Raw genomic sequence first — 25,200 nt, 5'->3', positions numbered from 1 at the left:
CGAGTGTGCCGTTTCATACGCGACACGCCGCGGCGACCGTATGAGGATGCACACTCGCCAGGCGTCCGCGTTGACAGAGCAGGCCAGAGCTGGTTTCATACCAGGTTATGCAGATAATTCTGGTCATCTCTACCAACTTAATGAGGATGCGATGACTGCGGCGGCCGAAACCAAGCCCGCCGGCCACTACGAGCTGAGCCATCTGCGCGCGCTCGAGGCCGAGGCGATCCACATCATCCGCGAGGTGGCTGCGGAGTTCGAGCGGCCGGTGCTGCTGTTCTCGGGCGGCAAGGACTCCATCGTGATGCTGCACCTGGCGCTCAAGGCGTTCAAGCCGGGCCGGCTGCCGTTCCCGGTCATGCACGTCGATACCGGGCACAACTTCGACGAGGTCATCGCGGCCCGCGACGAGCTGGTCGCCGAGCACGGCGTGCGGCTGATCGTCGCGAAGGTGCAGGACGACATCGACGCCGGGCGAGTGGTCGAGACGATCCCGAGCCGCAACCCGTTGCAGACCGTGACGCTGCTGCGAGCCATCCGGGAGAACAAGTTCGACGCCGCATTCGGCGGCGCCCGTCGCGACGAGGAGAAGGCCCGCGCCAAGGAGCGGGTGTTTTCCTTCCGCGACGAGTTCGGCCAGTGGGACCCCAAGGCGCAGCGGCCCGAACTGTGGAACCTCTACAACGGTCGCCACCACAAGGGCGAGCACATCCGGGTGTTCCCGCTGTCCAACTGGACCGAATTCGACATCTGGTCCTACATCGGCGCCGAGAAGATCAAGCTGCCGTCCATTTATTACGCACACCGCCGCAAGGTATTTGAGCGCGACGGCATGCTGCTGGCGGTGCACCGCTATATGCAGCCCCGCAAGGACGAACCCGTCGTCGAGAAGTCGGTGCGCTTCCGCACTGTCGGCGACGTCACCTGCACCGGCTGCGTGGAGTCAACGGCGGCAACGGTTTCCGAGGTGATCGCCGAAACCGCGGTGTCGCGGTTGACCGAGCGCGGCGCCACCCGCGCCGATGACCGGATCTCGGAGGCCGGCATGGAGGACCGCAAGCGAGAGGGCTACTTCTGATGACGACGCTGCTGCGGCTGGCAACGGCCGGATCCGTCGACGACGGCAAGTCCACGCTCATCGGTCGTCTGCTCTATGACTCCAAGGCCGTCATGGAGGACCAGCTCGCCGCCGTCGAGCGGACCTCCAAGGAGCGCGGGCATGACTACACCGACCTGGCTTTGGTCACCGACGGCCTGCGCGCCGAGCGCGAGCAGGGCATCACTATCGACGTCGCCTACCGCTACTTCGCCACGCCCAAACGGAAATTCATCATCGCCGATACGCCGGGCCATATTCAGTACACCCGCAACATGGTCACCGGTGCGTCGACGTCGCAGCTGGTGATCGTGTTGGTCGACGCCCGTCACGGGCTGCTCGAGCAGTCGCGCCGCCACGCGTTCCTTGCCTCACTGCTGGGCATCCGCCACATCGTGCTGGCCGTCAACAAGATGGACCTCATCGGCTGGGATCGTGAGCAATTCGAGAAGATCCGCGACGATTTTCACGAGTTCGCCGCCCGGCTGGATGTCCATGACGTGACCACGATTCCGATGTCGGCGCTGCTCGGCGACAACGTGGTGACCAAGTCGGAGAACACGCCATGGTACGACGGGCCCTCGCTGCTGTCGCATCTGGAAGAGGTGTACATCGCGGGCGACCGCAACCTCGTCGACGTTCGTTTTCCCGTCCAGTATGTGATTCGCCCGCAGAGCCTCGATCATCACGACCACCGCAGCTACGCCGGCACGGTGGCGAGTGGTGTCATGCGTCCCGGCGATGAGATCGTCGTCCTGCCCACCGGAAAGACCAGCCGCATCACGGCGATCGAGGGTCCGAGTGGGCCGGTGCAGGAAGCCTTCCCGCCGATGGCGGTTTCTGTCAGCCTCGCCGACGACATCGACATTTCGCGCGGCGACATGATCGCCCGGCCGAACAATCAGCCGAGGGTGACAAAGGAATTCGACGCGACGGTGTGCTGGATGGCCGATGAGTCCTCGCTGGAGCCGGGCCGCGATTACGTCATCAAGCACACCACCCGCACCACCCGCGTCAGGGTGACCGCGCTGGATTATCGGCTCGACGTCAACACGCTTCACCGCGACAAGTCGGCCACCGCACTCAAACTCAATGAGCTGGGCCGGATCTCGCTGCGTGCGCAGGTGCCGCTGCTGCTCGACGAGTACAGCCGCAACTCGGCCACCGGCTCGTTCATCCTGATTGATCCGCATACCAACGGCACCGTCGCGGCCGGCATGATCCTGCCGTACGTGACCGCACGTACGTCGAGCCCCAATACGGTGCGCCACGAATCGCTGTGCAAGGCCGAGGACCGGCTGTCTAAGGGCCGCACCGTGTGGTTCACCGGGCTGTCCGGATCGGGCAAGTCGTCGGTGGCGATGCGCGTCGAGCAGAAGCTACTCGAAAAGGGTGTTCCCGCTTATGTTCTCGATGGCGACAACCTGCGGCACGGCCTCAACGCCGACCTCGGGTTCTCGATGGCCGATCGCGCCGAGAACCAGCGTCGGCTGGCCCACGTCGCGGCCATTCTCGCCGACTCCGGCCAGGTGGTGCTGGTTCCCGCGATCAGCCCGCTGGAGGAGCACCGCGCGCTGGCGCGGCAGGTGACCACCGAGGCGGGTCTCGAATTCTTCGAGGTGTTCTGCGACACCCCGCTGGAGGACTGCGAGCGTCGCGACCCGAAAGGCCTGTACGCCAAGGCGCGAGCCGGCGAGATCACCCACTTCACCGGGATCGACAGCCCCTACCAGCGGCCGAAGAATCCCGACCTGCGGTTGACGCCGGACCGGTCGACCGAAGAACTCGCCGACATGGTGATCGAGCTGCTGGAAAGCCGGCAGTGACCGATCACGACCTGGCGGCGCGGCTCGCGACGCAGGCCGGCGAGCTGCTGCTGGAGGTCCGCGCAGAGTTGGCCGATGCCGGCGAGGCGGAGCGGAAAGCCGCGGGGGACAAGCGATCCCACGACTTTCTGATGGAGGCTTTGGCGGCCGAACGCCCCGACGACGTGGTGTTGTCCGAAGAAGGTGCCGACAACCCGGCGCGGCTCACCGCGGCGCGGGTGTGGATCGTCGACCCGCTCGACGGCACGCGGGAATTCTCGGAGCTCGGCCGCGACGACTGGGCCGTGCACGTTGCGCTGTGGCAGTCCGGTGAACTGGTGGCGGGTGCAGTTGCCCTTCCGGCGCAGGGCATTACGCTCGGCACGCCGTCGGTCCAGCCGCCGCCGGCCGCGCCCGATAAGCCGCGGATCGTGGTGTCGCGGACCCGCCCGCCGGCCATCGCGCTGGACGTGCGCGACGCGTTGGATGGCATGCTGGTCGAAATGGGTTCGGCCGGAGCGAAAGTCGCCTCCGTCGTGCAGGGCTTGTCCGACGTGTACGTGCACGCCGGCGGACAGTACGAATGGGATTCCGCGGCACCCGTCGCGGTGGCCCGCGCCGCCGGACTGCACACCTCGCGCATCGACGGCTCGCCGCTGACCTACAACCGCCCCGACCCGCTACTGCCCGACCTGGTCGTGTGCCGTCCCGAACTGGCGGACGCGGTGCTCGCCATCACGAGCTAAACCTTGCGCGAGATCGACGAAATGGTCGCTCGACAGGCGCTCCCAGCAGCCATTTCGTCGATCTCGGCAGCATCCCGACTAACCTGGTCAGAATGCGGATGTCGGCCAAGGCGGAGTACGCCGTCCGCGCCATGGTCCAGCTTGCCACGGTCGATGACGGTGTCCTGGTCAAAACCGATGACCTCGCGAAGGCGCAAGGCATCCCGCCGCAGTTCCTCGTCGACATCCTCTCCGATCTGCGCACCGATCGACTGGTGCGCAGTCACCGCGGCCGCGAGGGCGGATACGAACTCGCCCGTCCACCCGCGGAAATCAGCATCGCCGACGTGCTGCGCTGTATCGACGGCCCGTTGGCCAGTGTCCGCGACATCGGCCTCGGCGATCTGCCCTACTCCGGGCCGACAGCCGCGCTGACCGATGTGTGGCGCGCCCTGCGGGCCAGCATGCGGTCGGTGCTGGAAGAGACGAGCCTCGCCGACGTGGCGGCTGGCTCCCTGCCCGAGCACGTCGTCAAACTCGCGGGTGCCTACATCGAGCAGGAAGAGCGGCGCGGACACCACTCCGGCGACGGGTGATCAGCCGCCCGAACCGTATGGCCGGGTGATGATCTCCAGGTAGTGGCCCGACGGGTCCTGGAAGTACACGCCGCGGCCGCCGTCGTTGTGGTTGATCTCGCCCGGCCGAGCACCGCGCGGGTCGGCCCAGTGCTGCATGCCGCGCTCGCAGATCCGCCCGTAGATGGCGTCGAACTCCTCCTCGGACACCAGAAACGCGTAGTGCTGCGGGGGGATGTCGGCGTCGTCAGGCGCCTGTGCAAAGTCGAGGCTGACCCCGTGATTGAGCTCGACCGCCAGAAATGGGCCGAATTCCTTGGCGTCGGGCAGGCCGAACAGCTCGGTGAAGAACTTCGCTGACTCTTCGCGGTCTTTGGCGGCAACAATGGTGTGATTGAAGGTGATAGCCATAGCGACTCCAGTATGAAGCCATGATTGACGACGACGTGCTGATCGGCCCGCGGCTGACGCTGCGCGCACCGCGACTCGACGACGCCGACGCGCTCTTCGAGCGGATCGCCTCCGACCCCGAGGTGACTCGCTATCTGTCGTGGACGCCGCACCCCAATGTCGATGAGACCCGCCGCGTCATCAACGAGTTGTTCAACGTCGGTGTCGAGCGAACCTGGCTCATCGAGCTGCGCGACGGCGGCCCGGTCGGCTTGTGCGGATGGCGTCAGCCGCAACCACACGCCGTCGAACTCGGCTATTGCCTGAGCCGGCAATGGTGGGGCCAGAAGGTCATGTCCGAGGCGGTGATGCTGCTTCTCGACGAGGCCCACAGCGATCCACGCGTCTACCGCGCGTGGGCGGTCTGCCACGTCGACAACACCGCATCGGCGCGACTCCTGGAACGCTGCGGCCTCGCGTTCGAGGGGCGACTCGTGCGCTACGGGATGTTTCCGAACATCAGCACCGAGCCGCAGGACGTCATGATGTTCGCGAAGGCGATTCGATGAGCCGGTTCGACTTTCGCGAGCTGGCGGTCCCGGTGATCGTCGCTCCGATGGCCGGCGGCCCAAGCACCCCGGAACTGGCGGCGGCGGGCGCCAATGCCGGTGGGCTCGGGTTCGTCGCCGCGGGATATCTGACCGCCGACGTGTTCGCCGAACGCCTGGCCGCGGCGCAGCAGGCGTCGTCCGGGCCAATGGGCGCCAATCTCTTTGTGCCGCAGCCCAGTGCGGCCATCCCCGCCGAGATCGAGGCGTATGCCGTGGCGCTGGCCGTCGAGGCCGAGCGCTACGGAACAAGCCTCGGCGAGCCCCGCTTCGACGACGACCAGTGGGGCGCCAAGCTGGAGGTCGTGCTCGATCTGCGGCCGGACGTGGTTTCGTTCACGTTCGGCCTGCCGTCCGCTGCTGAATGTCGGCGTCTGCGGGACGCGGGCATCACGGTGGTCAGCACTGTGACGACGGTGGCCGAGGCGCGGTTGGCGGTCGATTGCGGCGTCGACGCGGTTGTCGCGCAAGGCCCCGCGGCGGGTGGGCATCGCGGCACCTTCGACCCAACGGCACAGCCGGCCACGCAGCCGCTCGGCGAACTCGTCGCTGCCGTCGACCTGCCTGTCATGGCCGCCGGTGGCTTGGCGACGGGCGAGGACGTCCAACGCGTGCTGCGGGCCGGGGCCGTCGCCGCACAACTCGGTACCGCGTTCTTGCTTGCCGACGAAGCGGGCAGCAGCCCCGTCCATCGCGCTGCCCTGCAGGATCCGCAGTTCACTGAAACCGTTGTCACGAAAGCATTCTCCGGCCGTTACGCTCGCGGGCTACGCAACCGCTTCATCAATGAACACGAAGCGCAGGCGCCGTTCGGCTACCCCGAAATCCATTACCTCACCAGCCCGGTGCGCAAGGCCGCAGTGCAGGCCGGCGACCCGCACGGCACCAACGTGTGGGCTGGCACCGGGTTCCGAAACTGCAAGTCCGTGCCGGTGGCCGAGATCATCGACGAGCTAGTTCGTTGAGCGCAATCTCAACGCCGTCACCGCAGCGTCTCGACCACCACGTCGCCGTTGTCCGAGCGCACGGTGACGACTGCGGCGGCGGTCTCGGGGTCGCTTGCGCGTGGCACCCGCACCGATGTGTCGCCGTTGTCGGTGCTCGCATTCACCACGTACGGGCCACGCGCGGGCAGTGCGACGACGACATCACCGTTGTCACTGGTCGCGTCGACCGTGCGTGGGGCCGCGTCGGCGAAGTCGACGTTGACGTTCCCGTTGGAGGTGGTCGCAGTGAACGACTCTCTCACCGAGATCGGCTCGCGGGTGACCACCTCGCCGTTGTCGGTGTAGACCTCGATCCGCCGGGCCGACCCGCTGAGCACGATCGCGCCATTGTCGGTGCGGGCGATGAGCGCGTCGAGATCGGCCTGCGCGAGCACCACGCCGTTGTCCTGCTCGGTGGTGACCGTCAGCCTGCGGGCCAGGTCGGGCGGCAGGACAACGGTGATCTCACCGCCGCGGCTCCACTGCAGAAACGGCGACGACTCGCCGTTGATCGTCACCCGGGCGTCGGCCCCATCCGTGGTGACCGCCAACGGTTTTGCGCCGGCCCGCGTCGAGTTCACCATCCGCAGATCGGCACGCGGTTCGCGGGCTTGCCGGTCAGTGGTGATGCGCACGGCCACCGGCACCGAACCGGTGTCGACCACCAGCGATCGCATCGCAGCCGGCAGCGGCTGGGAGTCGGTGATGACGCGGAAGGTGCTCAACCCCCACGCCACCACACCCAATGCCGCGACGCAGCCGACCACCAACACGGTCGCGGCGACAGTCAGCACGACGCGCACCGCGGTGCGCCCACCGGGTGACAATGGCGGCGGCGGACCGGCCGGCGCGGGCGGAAGAGGGGGTGCAATGGTCGTCATCGAAAAGCCCTTTCAGTAGTTCAGGATTCGAGGAAGCGCAGCACCGCCAGCACGCGGCGGTTCTCGCTCTCGTCGGCAGCCAGGTCCAACTTGGTGAAGATCGACGCGATGTGCTTTTCGGCTGAGCCGACCGAGATGTGCAGCGCGGACGCGATCGCCGAGTTCGTCTTGCCCTCGGCCATCAGCTGCAGCACCTCACGCTCGCGCGGCGTGAGCTGATCCAACGCGCTGCGACGGTGTGAGCGAACCAAGATCTGCGACACCACCTCCGGGTCGAGCACCGTGCCGCCGCCGCCGACCACCTCGACGGCGTCCAGGAACGCCGGGACGTCGGCCACCCGGTCCTTGAGCAGATAGCCGAATCCCTTTGTGTCCGAGGCGATCAGATCGGCGGCATAACGCTCTTCGACATAGTGCGAGAGCACCAGAACCGGCGATTCGGGATTCTGGCTGCGCAGCAGGGCGGCGGCGCGGATGCCCTCGTCGGTGAACGTGGGCGGCATCCGGACGTCGACGATCGCCAAGTCCGGCCGGTGCTCGTTGACCAGCCGCAGCAGGTTCGTGGCATCCGGCACGCCCGCGACCACGTCGTGCCCGGCATCGGTCAGGATGCGCTCGATGCCGGCCCGCAGCAGCGCGGAGTCCTCGGCGATCACGATGCGCATGGCAGCACCGCGGTCACGATGGTCGGTCCCGTCGGAGGACTGGACACGCCGAACGAGCCGCGTGCGGCGCGCACCCGTTCCTCCAGCCCGCGCAGCCCCGTCGCGGTCTCGCCGGCCTCGATGACGGCCCCGCCGCGCCCGTCGTCGAACACCGAGACATTCAGCAGGTTGGCCGATTCGTCCAGCCGCACGGTGACGACGGCCTGCGTCGCCTGAGCATGTTTGGCGACGTTGGTCAACGCCTCGGCGACGACGAAGTAGGCGACCGATTCCACTTCGTCGGGCAGCCGCCGCGGCAAGTGGATGTTCAGCGTGGTCGGCACGGCCGAGCGCTGCACCACCGCCGACAGGGCGGCGTCCAGCCCGCGGTCGGACAGGATCGTCGGCGCGATGCCGCGCACCACATTGCGCAGCTCGACCAGTGCGCTCTTGGCATCCTCATGCGCCTCCGCGATCAGCGTCCTGGCCGCCGGCAGGTCGGTGTCGAGCTTGGTCTGCGCCAGCCCGATGGTCATCGCCAGGGACACCAGCCGCGGCTGCACGCTGTCGTGCAGGTCCCGCTCGATGCGGTGCCGCTCGGTCTGCGCCGACGACACCGCACCCTCGCGGGCATCGCTCAACGCGCTGACCTGGTACTGCAGCGCCGCCGTCGACGACGGTGAGAGCAGCCAGCGGTCGATCGCCGCGTCCAGAGCGGGGGCGAACACGAGGATCGCGAGCGCTCCCAGCACCGCCAGAATCGCCAGCACCCACGCCAACGGCGGCGAAACGAACGCCAGTCCGGCGTCGTCGTCGCTGCGCCGCACCGCGATTGCGGCGGCCGGCCCGAGAAACGCGAACACCAGCAGCGCGAACGCGATACCGACGGCCAGCACGTCGTAGATCATCCGCAGGTAGTGCTGGGCGGCGCTCTTCCAGAACCGCGCGCCGCTGATATCCAGCCACAGCTGATGGGCCCAGCGCTGAAAGCCGCTGTACTGCGAGAGCCGGCGCGGCGGAACCGGGATGCCGAGGCCGAACACCGCTTCGCTGCGCATGCGTTCCACCCATTCGACGCCGCGCATCAGGTAGATGAACACCACGACGGCCAACACGAACCCGATGACCGACGGGATCGAGGAGATGCCAATGATCAAGATGGACAACGGAATCCAGAACCACACCAGCGCTATCGCGGCGCCGGTGATCATCGACGCCGTCGGCACCAGGCCGAGGTTTCGGCGAGGTTCGGCGATGTCGGCGTCGACGGCAACGGGTGCCGGTGCGGGTGTAGAGGTGACTGCGACCATGTCTCCAACCTACGAACCACAGCGCCGCCGCGACACAACGTTTTCCCCAGACCTGTGTGGGGGTTAACCCCCACCCCCTGCGATTTCGGCGCGCGCAGTCGCGCTCACCGCGACCCAGCGCGCCCGAAATCCCTCACTTCGGCGCAGTGAGCTCCAGCGCGATGTTGTCCGGGTCGCGAAACTCCAGAATATACGCCGGCCCGATGTCCTTCACCGGCTCGTGGGCGATGCCCAAATCGTCGAGATGCCGTGCGGCGTCGTCCAATTCGGCTCTACGCGCGACGCGGAAGGCAAGATGATCTAGGCCGACGCGGTTCTCATCGAAGCGACCGGAGGCAACAGGGCGCAACCCGATCAACGCGCCGCCCAGGTCGTAGATCACCCCACCGAACAGAAAATCCAGCGCGGTACGAGTGGCCTCGCTGGCGTTATTGGGAAGCTCGAGCAACACCGGCCAGTCGAAGACGCTCTCGTAGAACTGCCGCGACCGCTCGATGTCGGTGACGGTGAGGCGCACGTGCGCGATAGACGAGGTGCTGATCGGCATGGCCCACATGTTGCCAGCAGCAGGCGTGCCAGAATCGCCGTCGTGCAGATCGGGATGACCATGCCCGTCATGGAGCCAAACCTGGACGCGGCCACGTTGAAGGAGTGGGCCGGCGTCATCGATAGCGGACCGTTCTCGTCGCTGTGTTGGGGAGAGCGCATCGCGTTCGACAATCCCGACAGCCTCACGCTGCTGGGCGCGCTGGCGGCCTGGACGGACCGAGTGCGCTTGGTGACGACGGTGGTGGTTCCGCAGCTGCACGACCCGGTCATGCTGGCCAAGGGGCTGGCCACCGGCGACATGCTGTCCGGCGGCCGGTTGACGGTCGGAATCGGTGTCGGCGGTCGGCACGAGGACTACCACGCCGTCGGCGCCGACCCGGCCACGCAGACGATGCGGGGGATGGCCGAACGAGTCGCGGTGATGAAGCGGGTGTGGTCCGGCGAGAAGGTGACCGACTCCGTCGTGCCGGTCGGGCCGCCTCCCGTGCAGGCGGGCGGCCCGCCATTGCTCGTCGGCACCATCGGCCCGAAGACCGTACGCAGCGCAGCCACATGGGCCGACGGTCTCGCGGGCATGACGCTGGACGTGAATGTCGACAAGCAGAACGAGCTGTTCGACGTGGCACGGCGGGCCTGGGCGGAGGCCGGCAAGCCCAAACCGCATCTGGCGACGTCGTTTTGGTTCGCGCTCGGCGACGGCGACGCGGCCCGCGCGCAGGTGCACCGCCATCTGCGCCGCTACATGAATTGGATTCCCGCCGAGTACGTCGACGCGATGGCGCCGACCACTGGCTGGGCCGGTAGCGAAGACGAATTGCTCAGCGTCCTAAAGAAATTCGCCGACGTCGGAACCGACGAAGTGCACCTCATCCCGACGAGCCCCGACATCGACCAGCTGCGCCGCGTCGCGGACGTGGTGAGGGGTCTCGGCTAAATCCCCGTCGACTCTGCGTACAGGGCGCTGAAGTTCGAGTAGCCCACGCACTCAGCGCAGACTGAACGACTCGTAGCAAACCCTGCATCCGCGAGGCCGATCGGGTGCAAACTTAGCTGGTGGCCACAGCGAACCTGCTGAGCCGCCGCAGTGTCGTCCGCGAATATCTGCACGGCGCCTACTGGGTGCTGCCGACACTCGGCATCATCATCGGCCTCGGCGCCGGGGCGCTGTTGTCGATGATCCCGGTGAAGCCGGGCTCCCTCATCGACAAGATGATGTTCCAGGGCACCGCGGCCGACGCCCGCGACGTGCTGATCGTCGTGTCCGCGACGATGATCACCACCATCGGCATCGTCTTCTCGCTGACGGTGTTGTCGCTGCAGATCGCGTCGAGCCAGTTCTCTGTGCGGCTGCTGCGCAGCTTCCTGCGTGACGTGCCCAATCAGGTGGTGCTCGCGATCTTCGCGTGCACCTTCGCCTACAGCACGGGCGGCCTGCACACCGTCGGCGAACACGCCAGTGGCGGCGCGTTCGTGCCCAAGGTCGCCGTCTCGGGCTCGTTGGCGTTGGCGTTCATCAGCATTGGCGCGCTGATCTACTTCCTGCATCACCTCGTGCACTCGATCCAGATCGACTCGATCATCGAGAAAGCGCAGCAGCGCACACTCGCGCTGGTGGACGAGTTGTACCCCGAACTCGACACGCCCGACCGGCAATCCGAGTCCCCGCCCACACCGCCGGACCAGGCGGCTCCGCTGCTGGCGCCGCAGTCGGGGTATTTGCAGACCGTTGAGATCGATGACATCGCCGCGACCGCCGCCGCGAGCGGTCACACGGTGCAATTCGTGGTGTTCGTCGGCGATTACGTGACGGCCGGCGGGCAACTGGGCTGGTGCTGGCGGCGCGGTGAGGCGGCGAGCGCGGCCGAGCCCGACGTGGTCCAGCGCTGCCTGCGCAATGTGCACATCGGGTTCGAGCGGACCCTGCAGCAAGACATCCGGTTCGGCCTGCGCCAGATCGTCGACATCGGTTTGCGGGCGCTGTCGTTGGCGATCAACGACCCCTACACGGCAATCCAAGTCGTGCATCATCTGTCGGCGGTGGAGTCCGTGCTGGCAACCCGGGCGATGTCCGACGACGTCCGCCGCGACGAGTCGGGGGAGGTGCTCGTGTGGCTGCCGTATCCGGGCTTCGCGACCTACCTGCATCTGGGCTGTTCGCAGATCCGCCGGTACGGCACGCGCGAGCCGCTGGTGCTGGCCGCGGTGCTGCAGCTGCTGAGTTCGGTCGCCCAGAACTGCGTGGACCCCGCCCGCCGCGCCGCGGTGCAGACGCAGATCGACCTGGTGGTGCGGACCGCGAAGCGGGAATTGACCGACGAGGCCGATCGCGAGCTGGTCATCGGCGCCGCGACCCGTGCCACGGACGTGGTCAATCGGCCCGGCACCTTGGCGCCGCCTCCGTCGGTGTTCGGCCAGGTCGCGGCGGTTGCGGCCGCGTCGGCAGCCACGCAGCGCGCCGACGGTGGCTAACGGGCTGCCGCGGTGGGACGATAGATCTATTGAGGCCCTCCTTGGGAGGCGGGCAAATTGCCAGCTGATCAGGAGTTGACGATGAATCTGAAGAAAATTGCAGCAACAGTCGCAGCAACCGGCGCCCTTGCGTTCGGCGCCGTCGCCGGTGCGGGCTCGGCCCAGGCCGACGACAAGTGGTGGTGGGACCCGGTGCCGCCGCCGGGGCACATCAGCCATCTGCCGTTCGTCCCGCCACCGGGGCACATCAGCCACCTCCCGTTCGTGCCCCCGCCGGGGCACTGGGACAAGCCCTGGAAGTGGGTTAAGTAGCGGCTAGCGGCTTGAGCCGACTGACGGCGAAGGCTGCGGCGTCGCTGACCATTCCGTTGGAGCCGTAGAGGTTGTGCGCCCACCCTTCGCCGTGGTCAGCGCAGATCGGGTCGTTGGGCACGCACTGCTCGATGGTCTTGTCTTTGTACAGCGGGCCTATGGTGACCGGTGGGAACCCGATCATGTTCATGAATTCGTTGGACGGCTTGCCGAAGAGGGCGACCGCGGCGACGTGGTCGGCGATCTCGGGGGCCATCGGCTGAGGCACGTCCAGGTCGAGAGCGCCGTCAGGCACCGCGTCGTTGGTGACGAAACCCGCGACCGCGGCGCCCTGCGAGAACCCGCCGAGCACCATTTCGGTGTCGGGGCAGTTCGCCGCCGTGGCCTGAATGCGGTTGGCGGCGTCGCGAATCCCGTCGATGGCGGTGCGGAAGTCGGTGTTCGCGGGGTAGTTGACCGCGTAGACGTCGACGGAACGCGGCGCGGCTTGGGTGCGTACCGCATCGACGAACTCCTGGCCGATTCCGCCGACGCCGGGCGGCTCGTACGTGCCGCGGGCGAAGATCACTTCCACCTCGGGGCACGGCTGGGCCGATGCGGACGGCGCAGGGGCAACCATCAAGGCCGAGGTAAAAAGAAGTGCAATCACGAGGAATCGAGCGGTTCGATAGGCGCGCACGTACTCCATGCATACCAGACGGCGACGACGCACGCCGGATGGACTCATGCTCCAACATCGTGAAAGTGCCGCTGCACCTGCGGTTTTCGCGTATGGTCCGCTGCGGTATGTCGATCCTCACACGAAACGCGGCCCGGCGTATGAGGCGATGGTGGTGTTTCGCGCGGTCTCGCCCAGGCCAGCTGTTCGTACGCCGTGTGGCGGCTCGCGTCGACCCGTTGCTGTACCGCACGACCGGCGGCCGCTTCGCAACGTCGATGGGGACCGTCGTAACGGCGCCACCGATCCCGAGTAGCACGCCCGCCTGTTCGCGCTCGGCGAGCGGGTCTACCCCGGATGGCGCGACTATCGCGCCAAGACGGATCCGATCGGTCGTCAGATCCCGATCTTCGGGCTCAAACCGCGCTAGTGCTTCGTGGGGCCAATCCCGAACCGAACGATATGGTCGTGCCGTATCGGGTTCTAACAGCCGTTTCGTCGATCTCGGCGGCCAAGGAGAAGGGCCGCCTGTCAGGGCCTTCGGTAGAGTGCCCCCGGCAGGATTCGAACCTGCGGCCTTCTGCTCCGGAGGCAGACGCTCTATCCCCTGAGCTACGGGGGCGCATGCGAAAGAACTGCGCCGTTGGGCTCCGACAGCCTAGCGCATTGCGATGACCGGAAACGGATTCGGGGCCTGACCACCTCAGACCATAGGATGGACCCTCGTGACCCCCGCCGACCTGGCCGAGCTGCTCAAGACCACCGCCGCCGCGGTGCTGGCCCAGCACGACCTCGACACCGCCGCGCTGCCCGCGACGGTGACGGTCGAGCGTCCGCGCAATCCCGAGCATGGTGATTACGCCACCAATCTGGCGCTGCAGCTGGGTAAGAAGGTCGGCGTCAACCCCCGCGAGCTGGCCGGATGGCTGGCGACGGCGCTCAATGACGCCGCCGGCATCGCCTCCGCCGAGGTCGCCGGGCCCGGCTTCGTCAACCTGCGGCTCGAGGCGTCCGCCCAGGGCGTCATCGTCAACAACGTCCTCGCCGCAGGCGAGAAGTACGGCCACTCGGAGGTGCTAGAAGGCCAAAAGGTCAACCTCGAGTTCGTTTCCGCCAATCCCACCGGGCCCATCCACATCGGCGGCACCCGCTGGGCCGCCGTCGGCGACGCCCTCGGCCGCCTGCTGACGACCCAGGGCGCCGACGTCGTCCGCGAGTATTACTTCAACGACCACGGCGCCCAGATCGACCGGTTCACCAACTCGTTGATCGCCGCGGCCAAGGGCGAGCCGACGCCCGATGACGGCTACGCCGGCGAGTACATCAAGGACATTGCCACCCAGGTGCTGGCCAAGGAACCCGACGCGCTGAGCCTGCCCGACGCGGAGATGCGCGAAACCTTCCGCGCCATCGGTGTCGACCTGATGTTCACCCACATCAAACAGTCGCTGCACGATTTCGGCACCGACTTCGACGTCTACACCCACGAAGACTCGATGCACACCTCCGGGCGCGTCGCGCACGCCATCGAGCGGCTTCGCGAGGCCGGCAGCATCTACGAGAAGGACGGCGCAGTCTGGTTGCGCACCACCGACTTTGGCGACGACAAGGACCGCGTCGTCATCAAGAGCGACGGCGCTCCGGCCTACGTCGCCGCCGACATCGCCTACTACCTCGACAAGCGCGAGCGCGGCTTCGACCTGTGCATCTACATGCTCGGCGCCGATCACCACGGCTACATCGCCCGGCTCAAGGCCATCGCCGCCGCGCTCGGCGAGGACCCCGCCACCGTCGAGGTGCTCATCGGCCAGATGGTGAACCTGGTCCGCGACGGCCAGCCCGTCCGGATGAGCAAGCGGGCCGGCACCGTCATCACCCTCGACGACCTTGTCGAGGCCATCGGCGTCGACGCCGCCCGCTACTCCCTGATCCGGTCATCGGTGGACACCCCCATCGACATCGACCTGGAGCTGTGGTCCAGCGCGTCCAACGAAAACCCGGTCTACTACGTGCAATACGCGCATGCGCGGCTCTCCGCGCTCGCCCGCAATGCCGCCGAGCTCGGACTTGCGCCCAGCACCGAGCACCTCGACCTTCTCACCCACGAGAAGGAGGGCACGCTGATCCGCAATATCGGCGAATTCCCGCGCGTGCTCAAAACCGCTGCGGCCCTTCGTGAACCACACCGCGTATCCCGCTACCTCGAAGACCTTGCCGGTGATTACCACCGGTTCTACGACTCCTGCCGCGTGCTGCCCCAAGGTGATGAGGAGCCGAACGCACTGCACGGCGCCCGGCTCGCCCTGTGCCAGGCCACGCGCCAAGTCATCGCCAACGGACTCGGGATCCTCGGCGTCACGGCCCCGGAGCGGATGTGATCGCTCACCCCGCCGGACCCCGGCACGCAGAGGAAATCCACCACGCCGGTGCGCCGCCGCGGCCGCAGTCGCCCGCCGATATGCTCACCATCGCGCCGAATGTGTGGCCGCGCAACGCCGTTCGCGGCGGCGACGGCGTGGTCGCCATCGCCGGGGTGAAGGTCACCGACATCGCCGCCGAATTCGGCACACCGGTGTTCGTCATCGATGAAGACGACTTCCGATCCCGCTGCCGCGAGATGGCTAATGCATTCGGCGGCGGGCAGAACGTCCGCTACGCCGCCAAGGCGTTCTTGTGCACCGAGATTGCGCGTTGGGTCGATGAAGAAGGACTCGCCCTCGACGTCGCCAGCGGCGGCGAGCTGGCCGTCGCCCTGCACGCGGGCTTCCCGGCTGAGCGAATCGCCCTGCACGGCAACAACAAATCCCTCGACGAGCTGACCGCCGCGGTGAAGGCCGGTGTCGGCCACGTCGTGCTCGACTCGATGACGGAGATCGAGCGGCTGGATCAGATCGCCGGCGAACACGGCGTGGTGCAGGACGTGCTGGTGCGGGTCACCGTCGGCGTCGAGGCCCACACCCACGAGTTCATCTCCACCGCGCATGAGGACCAGAAGTTCGGCCTGTCGCTGGCCAGCGGCGCGGCGATGGCGGCGGTACGACGGGTGTTCGCCACCGACCACCTGCGCCTCGTCGGCCTGCACAGCCACATCGGCTCGCAGATCTTCGACGTCGCCGGATTCGAGCTGGCGGCGCACCGGGTGATCGGCCTGTTGCACGACGTGGTCGACGAGTTCGGCATCGACAAGACCGCACAGATCGGAACCGTCGATCTCGGTGGCGGACTGGGCATTTCCTATCTTCCGCACGACGATCCGCCGCCGGTCACCGAGCTGGCCGACAAGCTGCAGGAGATCGTGCGCAACGAGTCCGCAGCGGTCGGACTCCCGGCACCGCGTCTGGTCGTGGAACCCGGCCGCGCCATCGCCGGCCCCGGCACCATCACCCTGTATCAGGTGGGCACCGTCAAGGACGTGGCCATCAGCGCCACCGCCCACCGGCGCTACGTCAGCGTCGACGGCGGTATGAGCGACAACATCCGTACCTCGCTTTACGGCGCCGAGTACGACGCGCGGCTGATCTCACGCCTCAGCGAGGCCCCTCCCACGCTGGCCCGCATCGTCGGAAAGCACTGCGAAAGCGGCGATATCGTCGTGCGCGACACCTGGGTGCCCGATGACATCGCGCCCGGTGACCTGATCGGCGTCGCCGCCACCGGCGCCTACTGCTATTCGATGTCCAGCCGTTACAACCTGATCGGCCGCCCCGCCGTGGTGGCCGTGCGCGACGGGCACGCCCGCCTGATCCTGCGCCGGGAGACGGTCGATGATCTGCTCAGTCTGGAGGTAACCAAATGAATACCAACGACGAGAAGCCCATCGGCGTAGCGGTATTGGGTCTCGGCAACGTCGGCAGCGAAGTCGTGCGCATCATCGAGGAGAGCGCGCCCGACCTGGCCGCCCGCATCGGTGCGCCCCTCGAGCTGCGCGGCGTCGGTGTGCGCCGCGTCGCCGACGACCGCGGTGTGCCGGTCGGGATGCTTACCGACAACATCGAAGAACTGGTGTCGCGCGACGACGTCGACATCGTCGTCGAGCTGATGGGGCCGGTCGAACCCGCCCGCAAGGCCATCCTCACCGCGCTGGAACAGGGCAAGTCCGTCGTCACCGCCAACAAGGCGTTGATGGCGCAGTCCACCGGCGAACTGGCGCAGGCCGCCGAGCACGCCCACGTCGACCTCTACTTCGAAGCCGCGGTGGCCGGCGCGATCCCCGTGATACGCCCGCTCACCCAATCGCTCGCCGGTGACACCGTGCTGCGGGTCGCGGGCATCGTCAACGGCACCACCAACTACATCCTGTCCGAGATGGCCAGCACCGGAGCCGATTACGAGACCGCGCTGGCCGATGCCAGCGCGTTGGGCTACGCCGAGGCCGACCCGACCGCCGACGTCGAGGGTTACGATGCCGCCGCCAAAGCCGCGATCCTCGCCTCTATCGCGTTCCACACCCGCGTCACCGCCGACGACGTCTATCGCGAAGGCATCACCAAGGTCAGCCCGGCCGATTTCGCCTCCGCCCGTGCGCTCGGCTGCACCATCAAACTCCTCGCCATCTGCGAGCGGCTCACCAATGGTGAAGAACAGCAACGTGTTTCGGCCCGCGTGTACCCCGCGCTGGTGCCGCTGGACCATCCGCTGGCCGCGGTCAACGGCGCGTTCAATGCGGTGGTGGTGGAGGCGGAGGCGGCCGGCCGGCTGATGTTCTACGGCCAGGGCGCCGGTGGCGCACCGACCGCCTCGGCGGTGCTGGGCGATTTGGTAATGGCGGCGCGTAACCGCGTGCAGGGCGGCCGCGGGCCGCGCGAATCCAAGTACGCGAAGCTGCCCATCGCGCCGATCGGTGCCATCCCGACCCGCTACTACGTCAACATGAACGTCGCCGACCGGCCGGGCGTGTTGTCCACCGTCGCAGCCGAATTCGGCAAGCGCGAAGTCAGCATCGCCGAGGTTCGCCAGGAGGGCATGGTCGACGAGGTCGGCCAGCCCTGCGGCGCGAAGGTCGTCGTCGTCACCCACCGCGCGACCGACGCGGCGCTGTCGGAAACCGTCGCGGCGCTCGCCGACCTCGATGTGGTGCAGAGCGTCAACAGTGTGCTGCGATTGGAAGGAACCGCCGAATGAGTGCACCGACGTCGGCCGTCCACACGCCCTGGCCCGGCCTGATCGCCGCCTACCGCGACCGGCTGCCGGTCGGGGAGGACTGGGCGCCGGTCACGCTGCTCGAGGGCGGCACCCCGCTGATCCACGCCACCCGGCTGAGCGAATACACCGGCTGCACTGTGCATCTCAAGATGGAGGGGCTCAACCCCACGGGGTCGTTCAAAGACCGCGGTATGACGGTAGCGGTCACCGAGTCAGTGGCCCGCGGCCAGCAGGCCGTGCTGTGCGCGTCGACCGGCAACACGTCGGCGTCGGCGGCCGCCTACGCTGCGCGCGCCGGCATCACCTGTGCGGTGCTGGTGCCGCAGGGCAAGATCGCGATGGGCAAGCTCGCCCAAGCGGTCATGCACGGCGCCAAGATCATTCAGATCGACGGCAATTTCGATGACTGCTTGGAACTGGCCCGCAAGATCACCGCGGACTTTCCCACGGTTTCGCTGGTGAACTCCGTCAACCCGTATCGCATCGAGGGTCAGAAGACCGCGGCGTTCGAGATCGTCGACGCGCTCGGCCGCGCCCCCGACGTCCATGCACTGCCGGTCGGCAACGCCGGCAACATCACCGCGTATTGGAAGGGCTACACCGAGTACCACCGCGACGGCCTGTCGGACCGGCTGCCGCGGATGCTGGGCACCCAGGCCGCCGGCGCCGCGCCGCTGGTGCTCGGTGAGCCGGTCAAGGAGCCCGACACCATCGCGACGGCGATCCGAATCGGCTCGCCGGCGTCGTGGACGTCGGCGGTGGAGGCCCAGCAGCAGTCCAAGGGCCGTTTCCTGGCCGCCACCGACGAGGAGATCCTCGCGGCGTATCACCTGGTAGCCCGCACCGAAGGGGTGTTCGTCGAGCCGGCCTCGGCAGCCAGCATCGCGGGCCTGCTGAAGTCGGTCGAGGACGGCTGGGTCGCGAAGGGCTCGACGGTGGTGTGCACGGTGACCGGCAACGGACTGAAGGATCCCGACACCGCGCTCAAGGGCATGCCGACCGTGACGGCCGTACCGGTTGATCCCGTCGCGGTGGTCGCAAAGCTGGGGCTGGTTTAGCACGTGACACAGAGTCTGCCTGCCGGGTTGACGGCCACCGCCGTCGTCGCGGCGTCCAGCGCGAACCTCGGGCCGGGGTTCGACAGCCTGGGCCTGGCATTGAGCCTGTACGACGAAATCGTCGTCGACACAACCGAATCCGGGCTGACGGTCGAGGTCGAAGGGGAGGGCGCCGGCCAGGTGCCCCTGGACTCGTCGCATCTGGTGGTGCGCGCTATCGAGGCCGGTTTACGGGCGGTGGGATTCACCGCGCCCGGGCTAACCGTGCGCTGCCGCAACGACATTCCGCACTCTCGCGGTCTGGGCTCATCAGCGGCCGCAGTGGTCGGTGGGCTTGCGGCGGTGAATGGCCTTGTGACACAAACGGGTTCGACGGCGCTGAGCGAAACCGAACTGATCCAGCTGGCCAGCGAGTTCGAAGGCCACCCGGACAATGCGGCCGCCGCGGTGCTCGGCGGGGCGGTGGTCTCGTGGACGGAGCCCGCCGGCACGCAACCGCGCTTTGCGGCCGCGCCGCTGCGGCTGCACCCCGACATCCACCTGTTCCCGGCCATCCCCGAGCAGCGGTCGTCGACCGCCGAGACCCGTGTGCTGCTTCCCGAGCAGGTCAGCCACACCGACGCGCGGTTCAACCTCAGCCGGGCTGCGCTGCTGGTCGTCGCGCTCACCGAGCGGCCGGACCTGCTGATGGCGGCCACCGAGGACGTGCTGCACCAGCCGCAGCGCGCCGTGGCGATGCCGGCCTCCGCGGAATACCTGCAGATCCTCCGGCGTTACGGGATTGCGGCGGTGTTGTCCGGGGCTGGGCCTGCGGTTATCGCCCTGACTTCGGCGCCAGAGTTGCCCGCAGAGGCCCTGGAGTACGGCGCCGCCAACGGGTTCACCGTCAGCGAGATGGCCGTCGGGGAAGGCGTTAAGTGGACGTCAGGGGTGGTGGCGCGGAGCTGATTGGAGCTGATCGCCAGCGCAGGGTTTCTTGCTTCCGGCTCCGAAGCGGGTTATTCTCGCTGTCGTCCAGCAATCGCAGCCTCTCAGCCTGCGCCGACACTAGGACGACCACTCATCTTCCCCGTGTTCTACTCGTGGACTGACGGTTCGCCGTCGCTTGGCGGCGGATCTCGGCCATCGTCGTTGCAGAGGCAACGGCGGGACCTTGGCATTCAGCGGATCGGCTGGATGTAACGACCCCTCGCGCTCCGAAATCAGCGAGGGAAGAAAGGAAATCCGTGACTGAAACGGACCTCATCACGGCTGGTGGCAGCAGCGAAAACGCCGAGCTGCCGAACCCCGTGACTTCAGACATTTCATCGCCCGCGGCCGTCGACGCGCCCACCGCTGCGCCGGCCGACGAGGCACCTGCCGCGACTGCACCGACCGCCGATGTGGCGTCGGGTGCTCGCTCGGGCTCCCTGTCGACGATGGTGTTGCCCGAACTGCGGGCACTCGCCAAGGAGATCGGCGTGGAGGGCGCGTCCGGCATGCGCAAGAGCGAACTGGTCGCCGCCATCCGGGAGCGCCGCGGCGACTCCAACGGCCGTGCCCCGGAGCCGGCCGCCGAGGCCGCCGACCCCGCCAACGGCGTCACCGCCGACACCGCCGAGCAGGCCCCGCCGCGCCGGGAGCGTCGCGCTGCCTCTCGTGACACCGGAGCGCCGGCCGCCGACGAGGCCAAGGCGGAGACCAAAGCCGACGATAAGGCTGAGACCAAGGCCGACCAGAAGCCCGACGAGAAGACCGACCGGCCCAAGGCCGACAGCGATCAGGCGAAGACCGCCGAGCCGGAAACCAAGCCCGACCGCGCCGAAGGCGGCGATCAGCAGGGCGGCCAGCAGAGCCGCGGTGACGACGACGGCGAGGGTCGCCAGGGTCGCCGGGGCCGGCGCTTCCGTGACCGCAGGCGTCGTGGTGAACGCGGCGGTGGCGAGGGCGGCGACACCGAGCTGCGCGAGGACGACGTCGTCCAGCCCGTCGCCGGCATTCTCGACGTGCTCGACAACTACGCGTTCGTCCGCACCTCCGGCTACCTCGCCGGGCCGAACGACGTGTACGTGTCGATGAACATGGTGCGCAAGAACGGCCTGCGCCGCGGTGACGCGATCACCGGCGCCGTGCGGGTGCCCAAAGACGGTGAGCAGCCCAACCAGCGGCAGAAGTTCAACCCGCTGGTGCGCATCGACACCGTCAACGGCGGCCCCGTCGAGGACGCCAAGAAGCGGCCGGAGTTCGGCAAGCTCACGCCGCTGTACCCGAACCAGCGGCTGCGGCTGGAGACCTCGCCCGACAAGCTGACCACCCGCGTCATCGACCTGATCATGCCGATCGGCAAGGGACAGCGCGCGTTGATCGTGTCGCCGCCGAAAGCCGGTAAGACGACGATCCTGCAGGACATCGCCAATGCGATCACGACCAACAACCCCGAATGCCACCTGATGGTGGTACTGGTCGACGAGCGTCCTGAAGAGGTCACCGACATGCAGCGCTCGGTCAAGGGCGAGGTCATCTCCTCGACCTTCGACCGTCCGCCGTCCGATCACACCCAGGCCGCTGAGCTGGCCATCGAGCGGGCCAAGCGCCTGGTCGAGCAGGGCAAGGACGTCGTCGTGCTGCTCGACTCCATCACCCGGTTGGGACGTGCGTACAACAACGCATCGCCGGCGTCGGGCCGCATCCTGTCCGGTGGTGTCGACTCCACCGCGCTGTATCCGCCGAAGCGGTTCCTCGGCGCGGCCCGCAACATCGAAGAGGGTGGCTCGCTGACGATCGTCGCGACCGCCATGGTCGAGACCGGGTCGACCGGTGACACCGTGATCTTCGAGGAGTTCAAGGGCACCGGCAACGCCGAGCTCAAGCTCGATCGCAAGATCGCCGAGCGGCGCGTCTTCCCGGCCGTCGACGTCAACCCGTCCGGCACCCGCAAGGACGAGCTGCTGCTCTCGCCGGACGAGTTCGCGGTGGTGCACAAGCTGCGCCGCGTGCTGAGCGGGCTGGACTCGCATCAGGCCATCGACCTGCTGATGAGCCAGCTGCGCAAGACGAAGAACAACTACGAGTTCCTGGTGCAGGTCTCCAAGACCACGCCGGGCTCGATGGACACCGACTAGCCAGCGATTTCGGCGTAGCTGGTCGCGCTGAGCGCGACCCAGCGCGCCGAAATCACACGGCGGGGTCGGCCTTCAGCGCGGACATGACATAGCGGCGCACCTGCCGCAGGATCTGTGTCGCATCGCTCGCGTCCAGCGTGTTACCCGGCACGGTGGCCAGCGAAAGTATCGCGCGCGCAACCCATTCCGCGGCTTCGGCGATGTCGATGTCCGGGTGCACCTCGCCGCGATCGCGGGCAGCGACGAGGTAGGGCGTCCAAAAGTCCGCCAGGTCGGGCACCAAACCCTGGACGCCCGCCCCCGCACACGCCGCGAACTCCTCGGGTTCGTCCATCCGCAGCTTCATCAGCAGGGTGCCGGGGTCGTCGTAGGCGCTGTGCCCATGCACGATGCCCGCTGCGATCTGCTGATCCAGCCCGTCCACCTGCGCCAGCATCTCGTGCGATTCCGACCAGTACGCGTCGTTCAGGCGCACGATCGCAGCCCCCAGCAGCGACACCTTGTCCGGGAAATGCCGGTACAGCCATCCCCGCGAGACACCGGCGGCCTCGGCGACCTCGGAAACCGTGGTGGCTCGAATTCCCTTGACGCGCAAGCACTCTTCCGCTGCGTCGATCAGTCGATCGCGGACACTTTTGGCGGCGGCGCTCGTCGTCACCGGGCGACTCCTCGTCGTTGGCGTCGCGGGGTCGGCCGCGACACGTGCATTCTGCCAACTGGCAGACGGGTACCGGGCATCACGCCACTCATGGTAGACAGTTTCTAAATTCTGTTCACTGCTATCGAGGTGGGCCAATGGCGGACACGTTGCAGCAGTTGCTCCGCGACCGCGCCGAGCACGACGCCGTCGCGGTCAAGTACGGCGACCGCAGCTGGACGTGGCGCGAACACATCGCAGCCGCGTGCACCCAGGCCGCGGCGCTCATCGCGTCCGCCGACCCGACGAGGCCCCTGCACGTCGGAACCCTGCTCGGCAATACGCCGGAGATGCTGACGGCGTTGGCCGCCGCCGGCCTGGGCGGCTACCCCCTCTGCGGCATCAACACCACCCGCCGCGGCGACGCCCTCGCGCGAGACATCGCCAAAGTCGACTGCCAGATCCTGCTCACCGACGCCGAACACTGGCATCTCCTCGACGGCCTCGAGCTGTCGGGTGTCACCGTCTTCGACACGTCCACCACCGAATGGGCCCAACTGCTGGCCGACGCGCCGGATCTCACGCCGCACCGCGAAGTCGGCCCGGACGACACCTTCATGATGATCTTCACGTCGGGCACCAGCGGCGAGCCCAAGGCCGTCGAGGTCCCGCATTCCATGGTGCTGTTCGCCGGCTCCGCGCTGGTCGAGCGCTACGGCCTGGACAGCTCCGACGTCTGCTACCTGGCCATGCCGCTGTTTCACTCCAACGCCGTGTATGCGGGCTGGAGCGTGGCGCTGGGCGCCGGGGCGGCGATGGCGCCGGCGAAGTTCTCCGCGTCGCGATTCCTCGCCGACGTCCGCCGCTACGGCATCACCTACATGAATTACGTCGGCAAGCCCTTGGCCTACATCCTCGCCACCCCCGAACAGCCCGACGACCGCGACAACCCGCTGCGCGTCGCGTTCGGCAACGAAGCCGCGGACCGAGACATCGAGGCGTTCAGCCGCAGGTTCGGCTGCACGGTGTGGGACGGCTTCGGCTCCACCGAGACCGCGGTCATCATCACCCGCCCCGATGACTGCCCGGCGGGGTCCATCGGCAGGGGCTTCCCGGGCGTGGCCATCTACCACCCGGACACGCTGACCGAATGCGCGGTCGCCGAGTTCGACGAGAACGGCGCGCTGAAAAACGCCGACGACGCGGTGGGGGAGTTGGTCAACACCAGCGGCGGCGGGCTGTTTCGCGGCTACTACAACGATCCCGACGCCACCGGCGAACGGATGCGCCACGGCATGTACTGGTCGGGTGATCTGGCTTACCGCGACGCCGAGGGATGGATCTACCTCGCGGGCCGTACCGCCGACTGGATGCGCGTCGACGGGGAGAACCTCACCACCGCGCCGATCGAACGCATCCTGCTGCGGCTGCCCGCCATCAACCGGGTCGCGGTGTATCCGGTGCCCGATGAGTTCGTCGGCGATCAGGTGATGGCCGCCATCGTGCTGCAGGACGGCGCCGAGCTCACACCCGACGCGTTCGAGAAGTTCCTCTCCGAACAGCGCGACCTGTCGCCCAAAGCGTGGCCGCGCTACGTCTGGATCGCCGACGATCTACCGAGCACCGCAACCAACAAGATCCTCAAGCGTGAGCTCGTCGCCCTCGGCGTCGAACCCGCCGGCCGGGTGCTGTGGAAGCGCGAGGGCACGACATTCTTCCGCGAAATTGCATTCCAGCAGGAAAATGCTGAGTAGCCACCTGCCTCGATGCAATCTCGCGGCGTACCGGGATCAAGATCACGCGTATGGGTCAGTGATCTCCCGCAGCGCCAGCAAAGCCTCGGTGAGCTGCCGGTAGGCCGTATCGCCCAGGTGCGCACGCCATTCGGCCTCGACTTTGGCCACTTCGGCGGCCGCCACCGCGCACAACTTGCGGCCGCGCGCACTCAGCGTCACCAGCCGGGCCCGCGCGTCGGCCGGGTCCGGCTTGCGTACGACGTAGCCGCTGCGTTCGAGCTCGTCGACCAGCGCGCCCGCGGTCTGCTTAGTGACGCGTGCCTGCTCGGCGAGATCGGTGAGGCGAATTCCGTTGGGGCTCAACCGTTGTCCGATACGGCACTGGGCCATTGTGAGGTCGTCGAACCCGGCCGCGCGCAGCGCCTCGTACACTCGCGTCTCGGCGGCGCGGTGAGCAACGAACATCAGTATTGCGGCATTCGGCGTGTCGGTCACACCGTTGACTTTAGTACGGATGG

Annotated in this window: 24 protein-coding genes and 1 tRNA gene; 16 read left to right on the top strand and 9 right to left on the bottom strand. The window is 67.6% G+C overall.

Translation table 11 applies throughout. The features are described 5' to 3' along the window. Positions 1-151: 151 nt before the first annotated feature. From cysD to CWS39_RS14795, 4 genes are all read left to right on the top strand, one after another. Entirely contained in the window at positions 152-1,078 is a 927-nt protein-coding gene (gene cysD / locus CWS39_RS14810) for a sulfate adenylyltransferase subunit CysD (protein ID WP_102143685.1), read from the top strand. Continuing rightward, the gene (gene cysC / locus CWS39_RS14805) at positions 1,078-2,922 is read left to right on the top strand and encodes an adenylyl-sulfate kinase (protein ID WP_102143684.1); all 1,845 of its coding nucleotides are present in this window, start codon (positions 1,078-1,080) and stop codon (positions 2,920-2,922) included. Before cysD ends, cysC begins: the two co-directional genes overlap by 1 nt. Further along, a complete protein-coding gene (locus CWS39_RS14800; RefSeq protein WP_102143683.1) occupies positions 2,919-3,647 on the top strand; it encodes a 3'(2'),5'-bisphosphate nucleotidase CysQ in 729 nt (242 codons plus the stop codon). The genes cysC and CWS39_RS14800 overlap by 4 nt, the downstream gene beginning before the upstream one ends. A 92-nt stretch (positions 3,648-3,739) precedes the next feature. Further along, entirely contained in the window at positions 3,740-4,222 is a 483-nt protein-coding gene (locus CWS39_RS14795) for an Rrf2 family transcriptional regulator (RefSeq protein WP_102143682.1), read from the top strand. On the opposite strand, the gene CWS39_RS14790 is transcribed toward CWS39_RS14795, so the two are convergent. Then, positions 4,223-4,612 (bottom strand): VOC family protein, encoded by a 390-nt coding sequence (locus tag CWS39_RS14790; protein WP_102143681.1) that lies wholly within the window; start codon positions 4,610-4,612, stop codon positions 4,223-4,225. Positions 4,613-4,632: 20 nt separating this feature from the next. Between CWS39_RS14790 and CWS39_RS14785 the strand changes: the two genes are divergently transcribed. After that, positions 4,633-5,160 (top strand): GNAT family N-acetyltransferase, encoded by a 528-nt coding sequence (locus CWS39_RS14785; RefSeq protein WP_102143680.1) that lies wholly within the window; start codon positions 4,633-4,635, stop codon positions 5,158-5,160. After that, positions 5,157-6,164 (top strand): nitronate monooxygenase, encoded by a 1,008-nt coding sequence (locus tag CWS39_RS14780; protein WP_102143679.1) that lies wholly within the window; start codon positions 5,157-5,159, stop codon positions 6,162-6,164. The genes CWS39_RS14785 and CWS39_RS14780 overlap by 4 nt, the downstream gene beginning before the upstream one ends. A 17-nt stretch (positions 6,165-6,181) precedes the next feature. On the opposite strand, the gene CWS39_RS14775 is transcribed toward CWS39_RS14780, so the two are convergent. From CWS39_RS14775 to CWS39_RS14760, 4 genes are all read right to left on the bottom strand, one after another. Next, complete coding sequence (locus CWS39_RS14775; protein ID WP_102143678.1) at positions 6,182-7,066, bottom strand: DUF4097 family beta strand repeat-containing protein; 885 nt, start codon at positions 7,064-7,066, stop codon at positions 6,182-6,184. Between the two features lie 20 nt (positions 7,067-7,086). Next, on the bottom strand, positions 7,087-7,731 hold the full coding sequence (locus CWS39_RS14770) for a response regulator transcription factor (protein ID WP_102143677.1): 645 nt from the start codon (positions 7,729-7,731) through the stop codon (positions 7,087-7,089). Beyond that, positions 7,719-9,020, bottom strand: a complete 1,302-nt coding sequence (locus CWS39_RS14765; RefSeq protein ID WP_199178129.1) for a sensor histidine kinase — start codon at positions 9,018-9,020, stop codon at positions 7,719-7,721. The genes CWS39_RS14770 and CWS39_RS14765 overlap by 13 nt, the downstream gene beginning before the upstream one ends. 133 nt (positions 9,021-9,153) lie before the next feature. After that, entirely contained in the window at positions 9,154-9,567 is a 414-nt protein-coding gene (locus tag CWS39_RS14760) for a VOC family protein (protein ID WP_102143748.1), read from the bottom strand. A 54-nt stretch (positions 9,568-9,621) separates the two neighbouring features. Between CWS39_RS14760 and CWS39_RS14755 the strand changes: the two genes are divergently transcribed. From CWS39_RS14755 to CWS39_RS14745, 3 genes are all read left to right on the top strand, one after another. Continuing rightward, on the top strand, positions 9,622-10,503 hold the full coding sequence (locus tag CWS39_RS14755; RefSeq protein ID WP_102143747.1) for an LLM class flavin-dependent oxidoreductase: 882 nt from the start codon (positions 9,622-9,624) through the stop codon (positions 10,501-10,503). A 119-nt stretch (positions 10,504-10,622) separates the two neighbouring features. Continuing rightward, complete coding sequence (locus tag CWS39_RS14750) at positions 10,623-12,038, top strand: DUF2254 domain-containing protein (protein WP_102143676.1); 1,416 nt, start codon at positions 10,623-10,625, stop codon at positions 12,036-12,038. Positions 12,039-12,119: 81 nt separating this feature from the next. Then, positions 12,120-12,350 (top strand): hypothetical protein, encoded by a 231-nt coding sequence (locus CWS39_RS14745; RefSeq protein ID WP_102143675.1) that lies wholly within the window; start codon positions 12,120-12,122, stop codon positions 12,348-12,350. On the opposite strand, the gene CWS39_RS14740 is transcribed toward CWS39_RS14745, so the two are convergent. Further along, the gene (locus CWS39_RS14740) at positions 12,343-12,969 is read right to left on the bottom strand and encodes a cutinase family protein (RefSeq protein WP_102143746.1); all 627 of its coding nucleotides are present in this window, start codon (positions 12,967-12,969) and stop codon (positions 12,343-12,345) included. The genes CWS39_RS14745 and CWS39_RS14740 overlap by 8 nt on opposite strands. A 588-nt stretch (positions 12,970-13,557) precedes the next feature. Then, a tRNA-Arg gene (locus CWS39_RS14730) sits at positions 13,558-13,630 on the bottom strand. Between the two features lie 103 nt (positions 13,631-13,733). Here CWS39_RS14730 and argS point away from each other — a divergent pair. The 6 genes from argS (at position 13,734) to rho (ending at position 22,309) form a co-directional block, all read left to right on the top strand. Beyond that, on the top strand, positions 13,734-15,386 hold the full coding sequence (argS, locus tag CWS39_RS14725) for an arginine--tRNA ligase (RefSeq protein ID WP_102143674.1): 1,653 nt from the start codon (positions 13,734-13,736) through the stop codon (positions 15,384-15,386). Positions 15,387-15,466: 80 nt separating this feature from the next. Next, positions 15,467-16,804 carry a diaminopimelate decarboxylase gene (gene lysA / locus CWS39_RS14720; RefSeq protein WP_199178133.1) on the top strand — a complete coding sequence of 446 codons (1,338 nt, stop codon included), beginning with the start codon at positions 15,467-15,469 and terminating at the stop codon, positions 16,802-16,804. Then, positions 16,801-18,129, top strand: coding sequence for a homoserine dehydrogenase (locus CWS39_RS14715; protein ID WP_102143672.1), 1,329 nt, complete (start codon positions 16,801-16,803; stop codon positions 18,127-18,129). The genes lysA and CWS39_RS14715 overlap by 4 nt, the downstream gene beginning before the upstream one ends. Next, the gene (gene thrC, locus CWS39_RS14710) at positions 18,126-19,208 is read left to right on the top strand and encodes a threonine synthase (protein WP_102143671.1); all 1,083 of its coding nucleotides are present in this window, start codon (positions 18,126-18,128) and stop codon (positions 19,206-19,208) included. The genes CWS39_RS14715 and thrC overlap by 4 nt, the downstream gene beginning before the upstream one ends. A gap of 3 nt (positions 19,209-19,211) precedes the next feature. Then, entirely contained in the window at positions 19,212-20,156 is a 945-nt protein-coding gene (gene thrB, locus CWS39_RS14705; RefSeq protein WP_102143670.1) for a homoserine kinase, read from the top strand. 278 nt (positions 20,157-20,434) lie between these two features. Next, complete coding sequence (rho, locus tag CWS39_RS14700) at positions 20,435-22,309, top strand: transcription termination factor Rho (protein ID WP_102143669.1); 1,875 nt, start codon at positions 20,435-20,437, stop codon at positions 22,307-22,309. Between the two features lie 52 nt (positions 22,310-22,361). On the opposite strand, the gene CWS39_RS14695 is transcribed toward rho, so the two are convergent. Beyond that, a complete protein-coding gene (locus CWS39_RS14695; protein ID WP_102143668.1) occupies positions 22,362-22,967 on the bottom strand; it encodes a TetR/AcrR family transcriptional regulator in 606 nt (201 codons plus the stop codon). A gap of 137 nt (positions 22,968-23,104) precedes the next feature. Between CWS39_RS14695 and fadD1 the strand changes: the two genes are divergently transcribed. Next, positions 23,105-24,700, top strand: a complete 1,596-nt coding sequence (gene fadD1 / locus CWS39_RS14690; protein WP_102143667.1) for a fatty-acid--CoA ligase FadD1 — start codon at positions 23,105-23,107, stop codon at positions 24,698-24,700. A 42-nt stretch (positions 24,701-24,742) separates the two neighbouring features. Here the strand turns inward: fadD1 and CWS39_RS14685 are convergent, their stop codons facing one another. Further along, positions 24,743-25,147 carry a MarR family winged helix-turn-helix transcriptional regulator gene (locus CWS39_RS14685; RefSeq protein WP_199178132.1) on the bottom strand — a complete coding sequence of 135 codons (405 nt, stop codon included), beginning with the start codon at positions 25,145-25,147 and terminating at the stop codon, positions 24,743-24,745. Positions 25,148-25,200: the final 53 nt, after the last annotated feature.

The sequence above is a fragment of the Mycobacterium hubeiense genome, from assembly GCF_002838065.1.
In the GTDB taxonomy this organism is placed as follows: domain Bacteria; phylum Actinomycetota; class Actinomycetes; order Mycobacteriales; family Mycobacteriaceae; genus Mycobacterium; species Mycobacterium hubeiense.
This window is presented reverse-complemented; position numbering and strand designations above follow the sequence as displayed.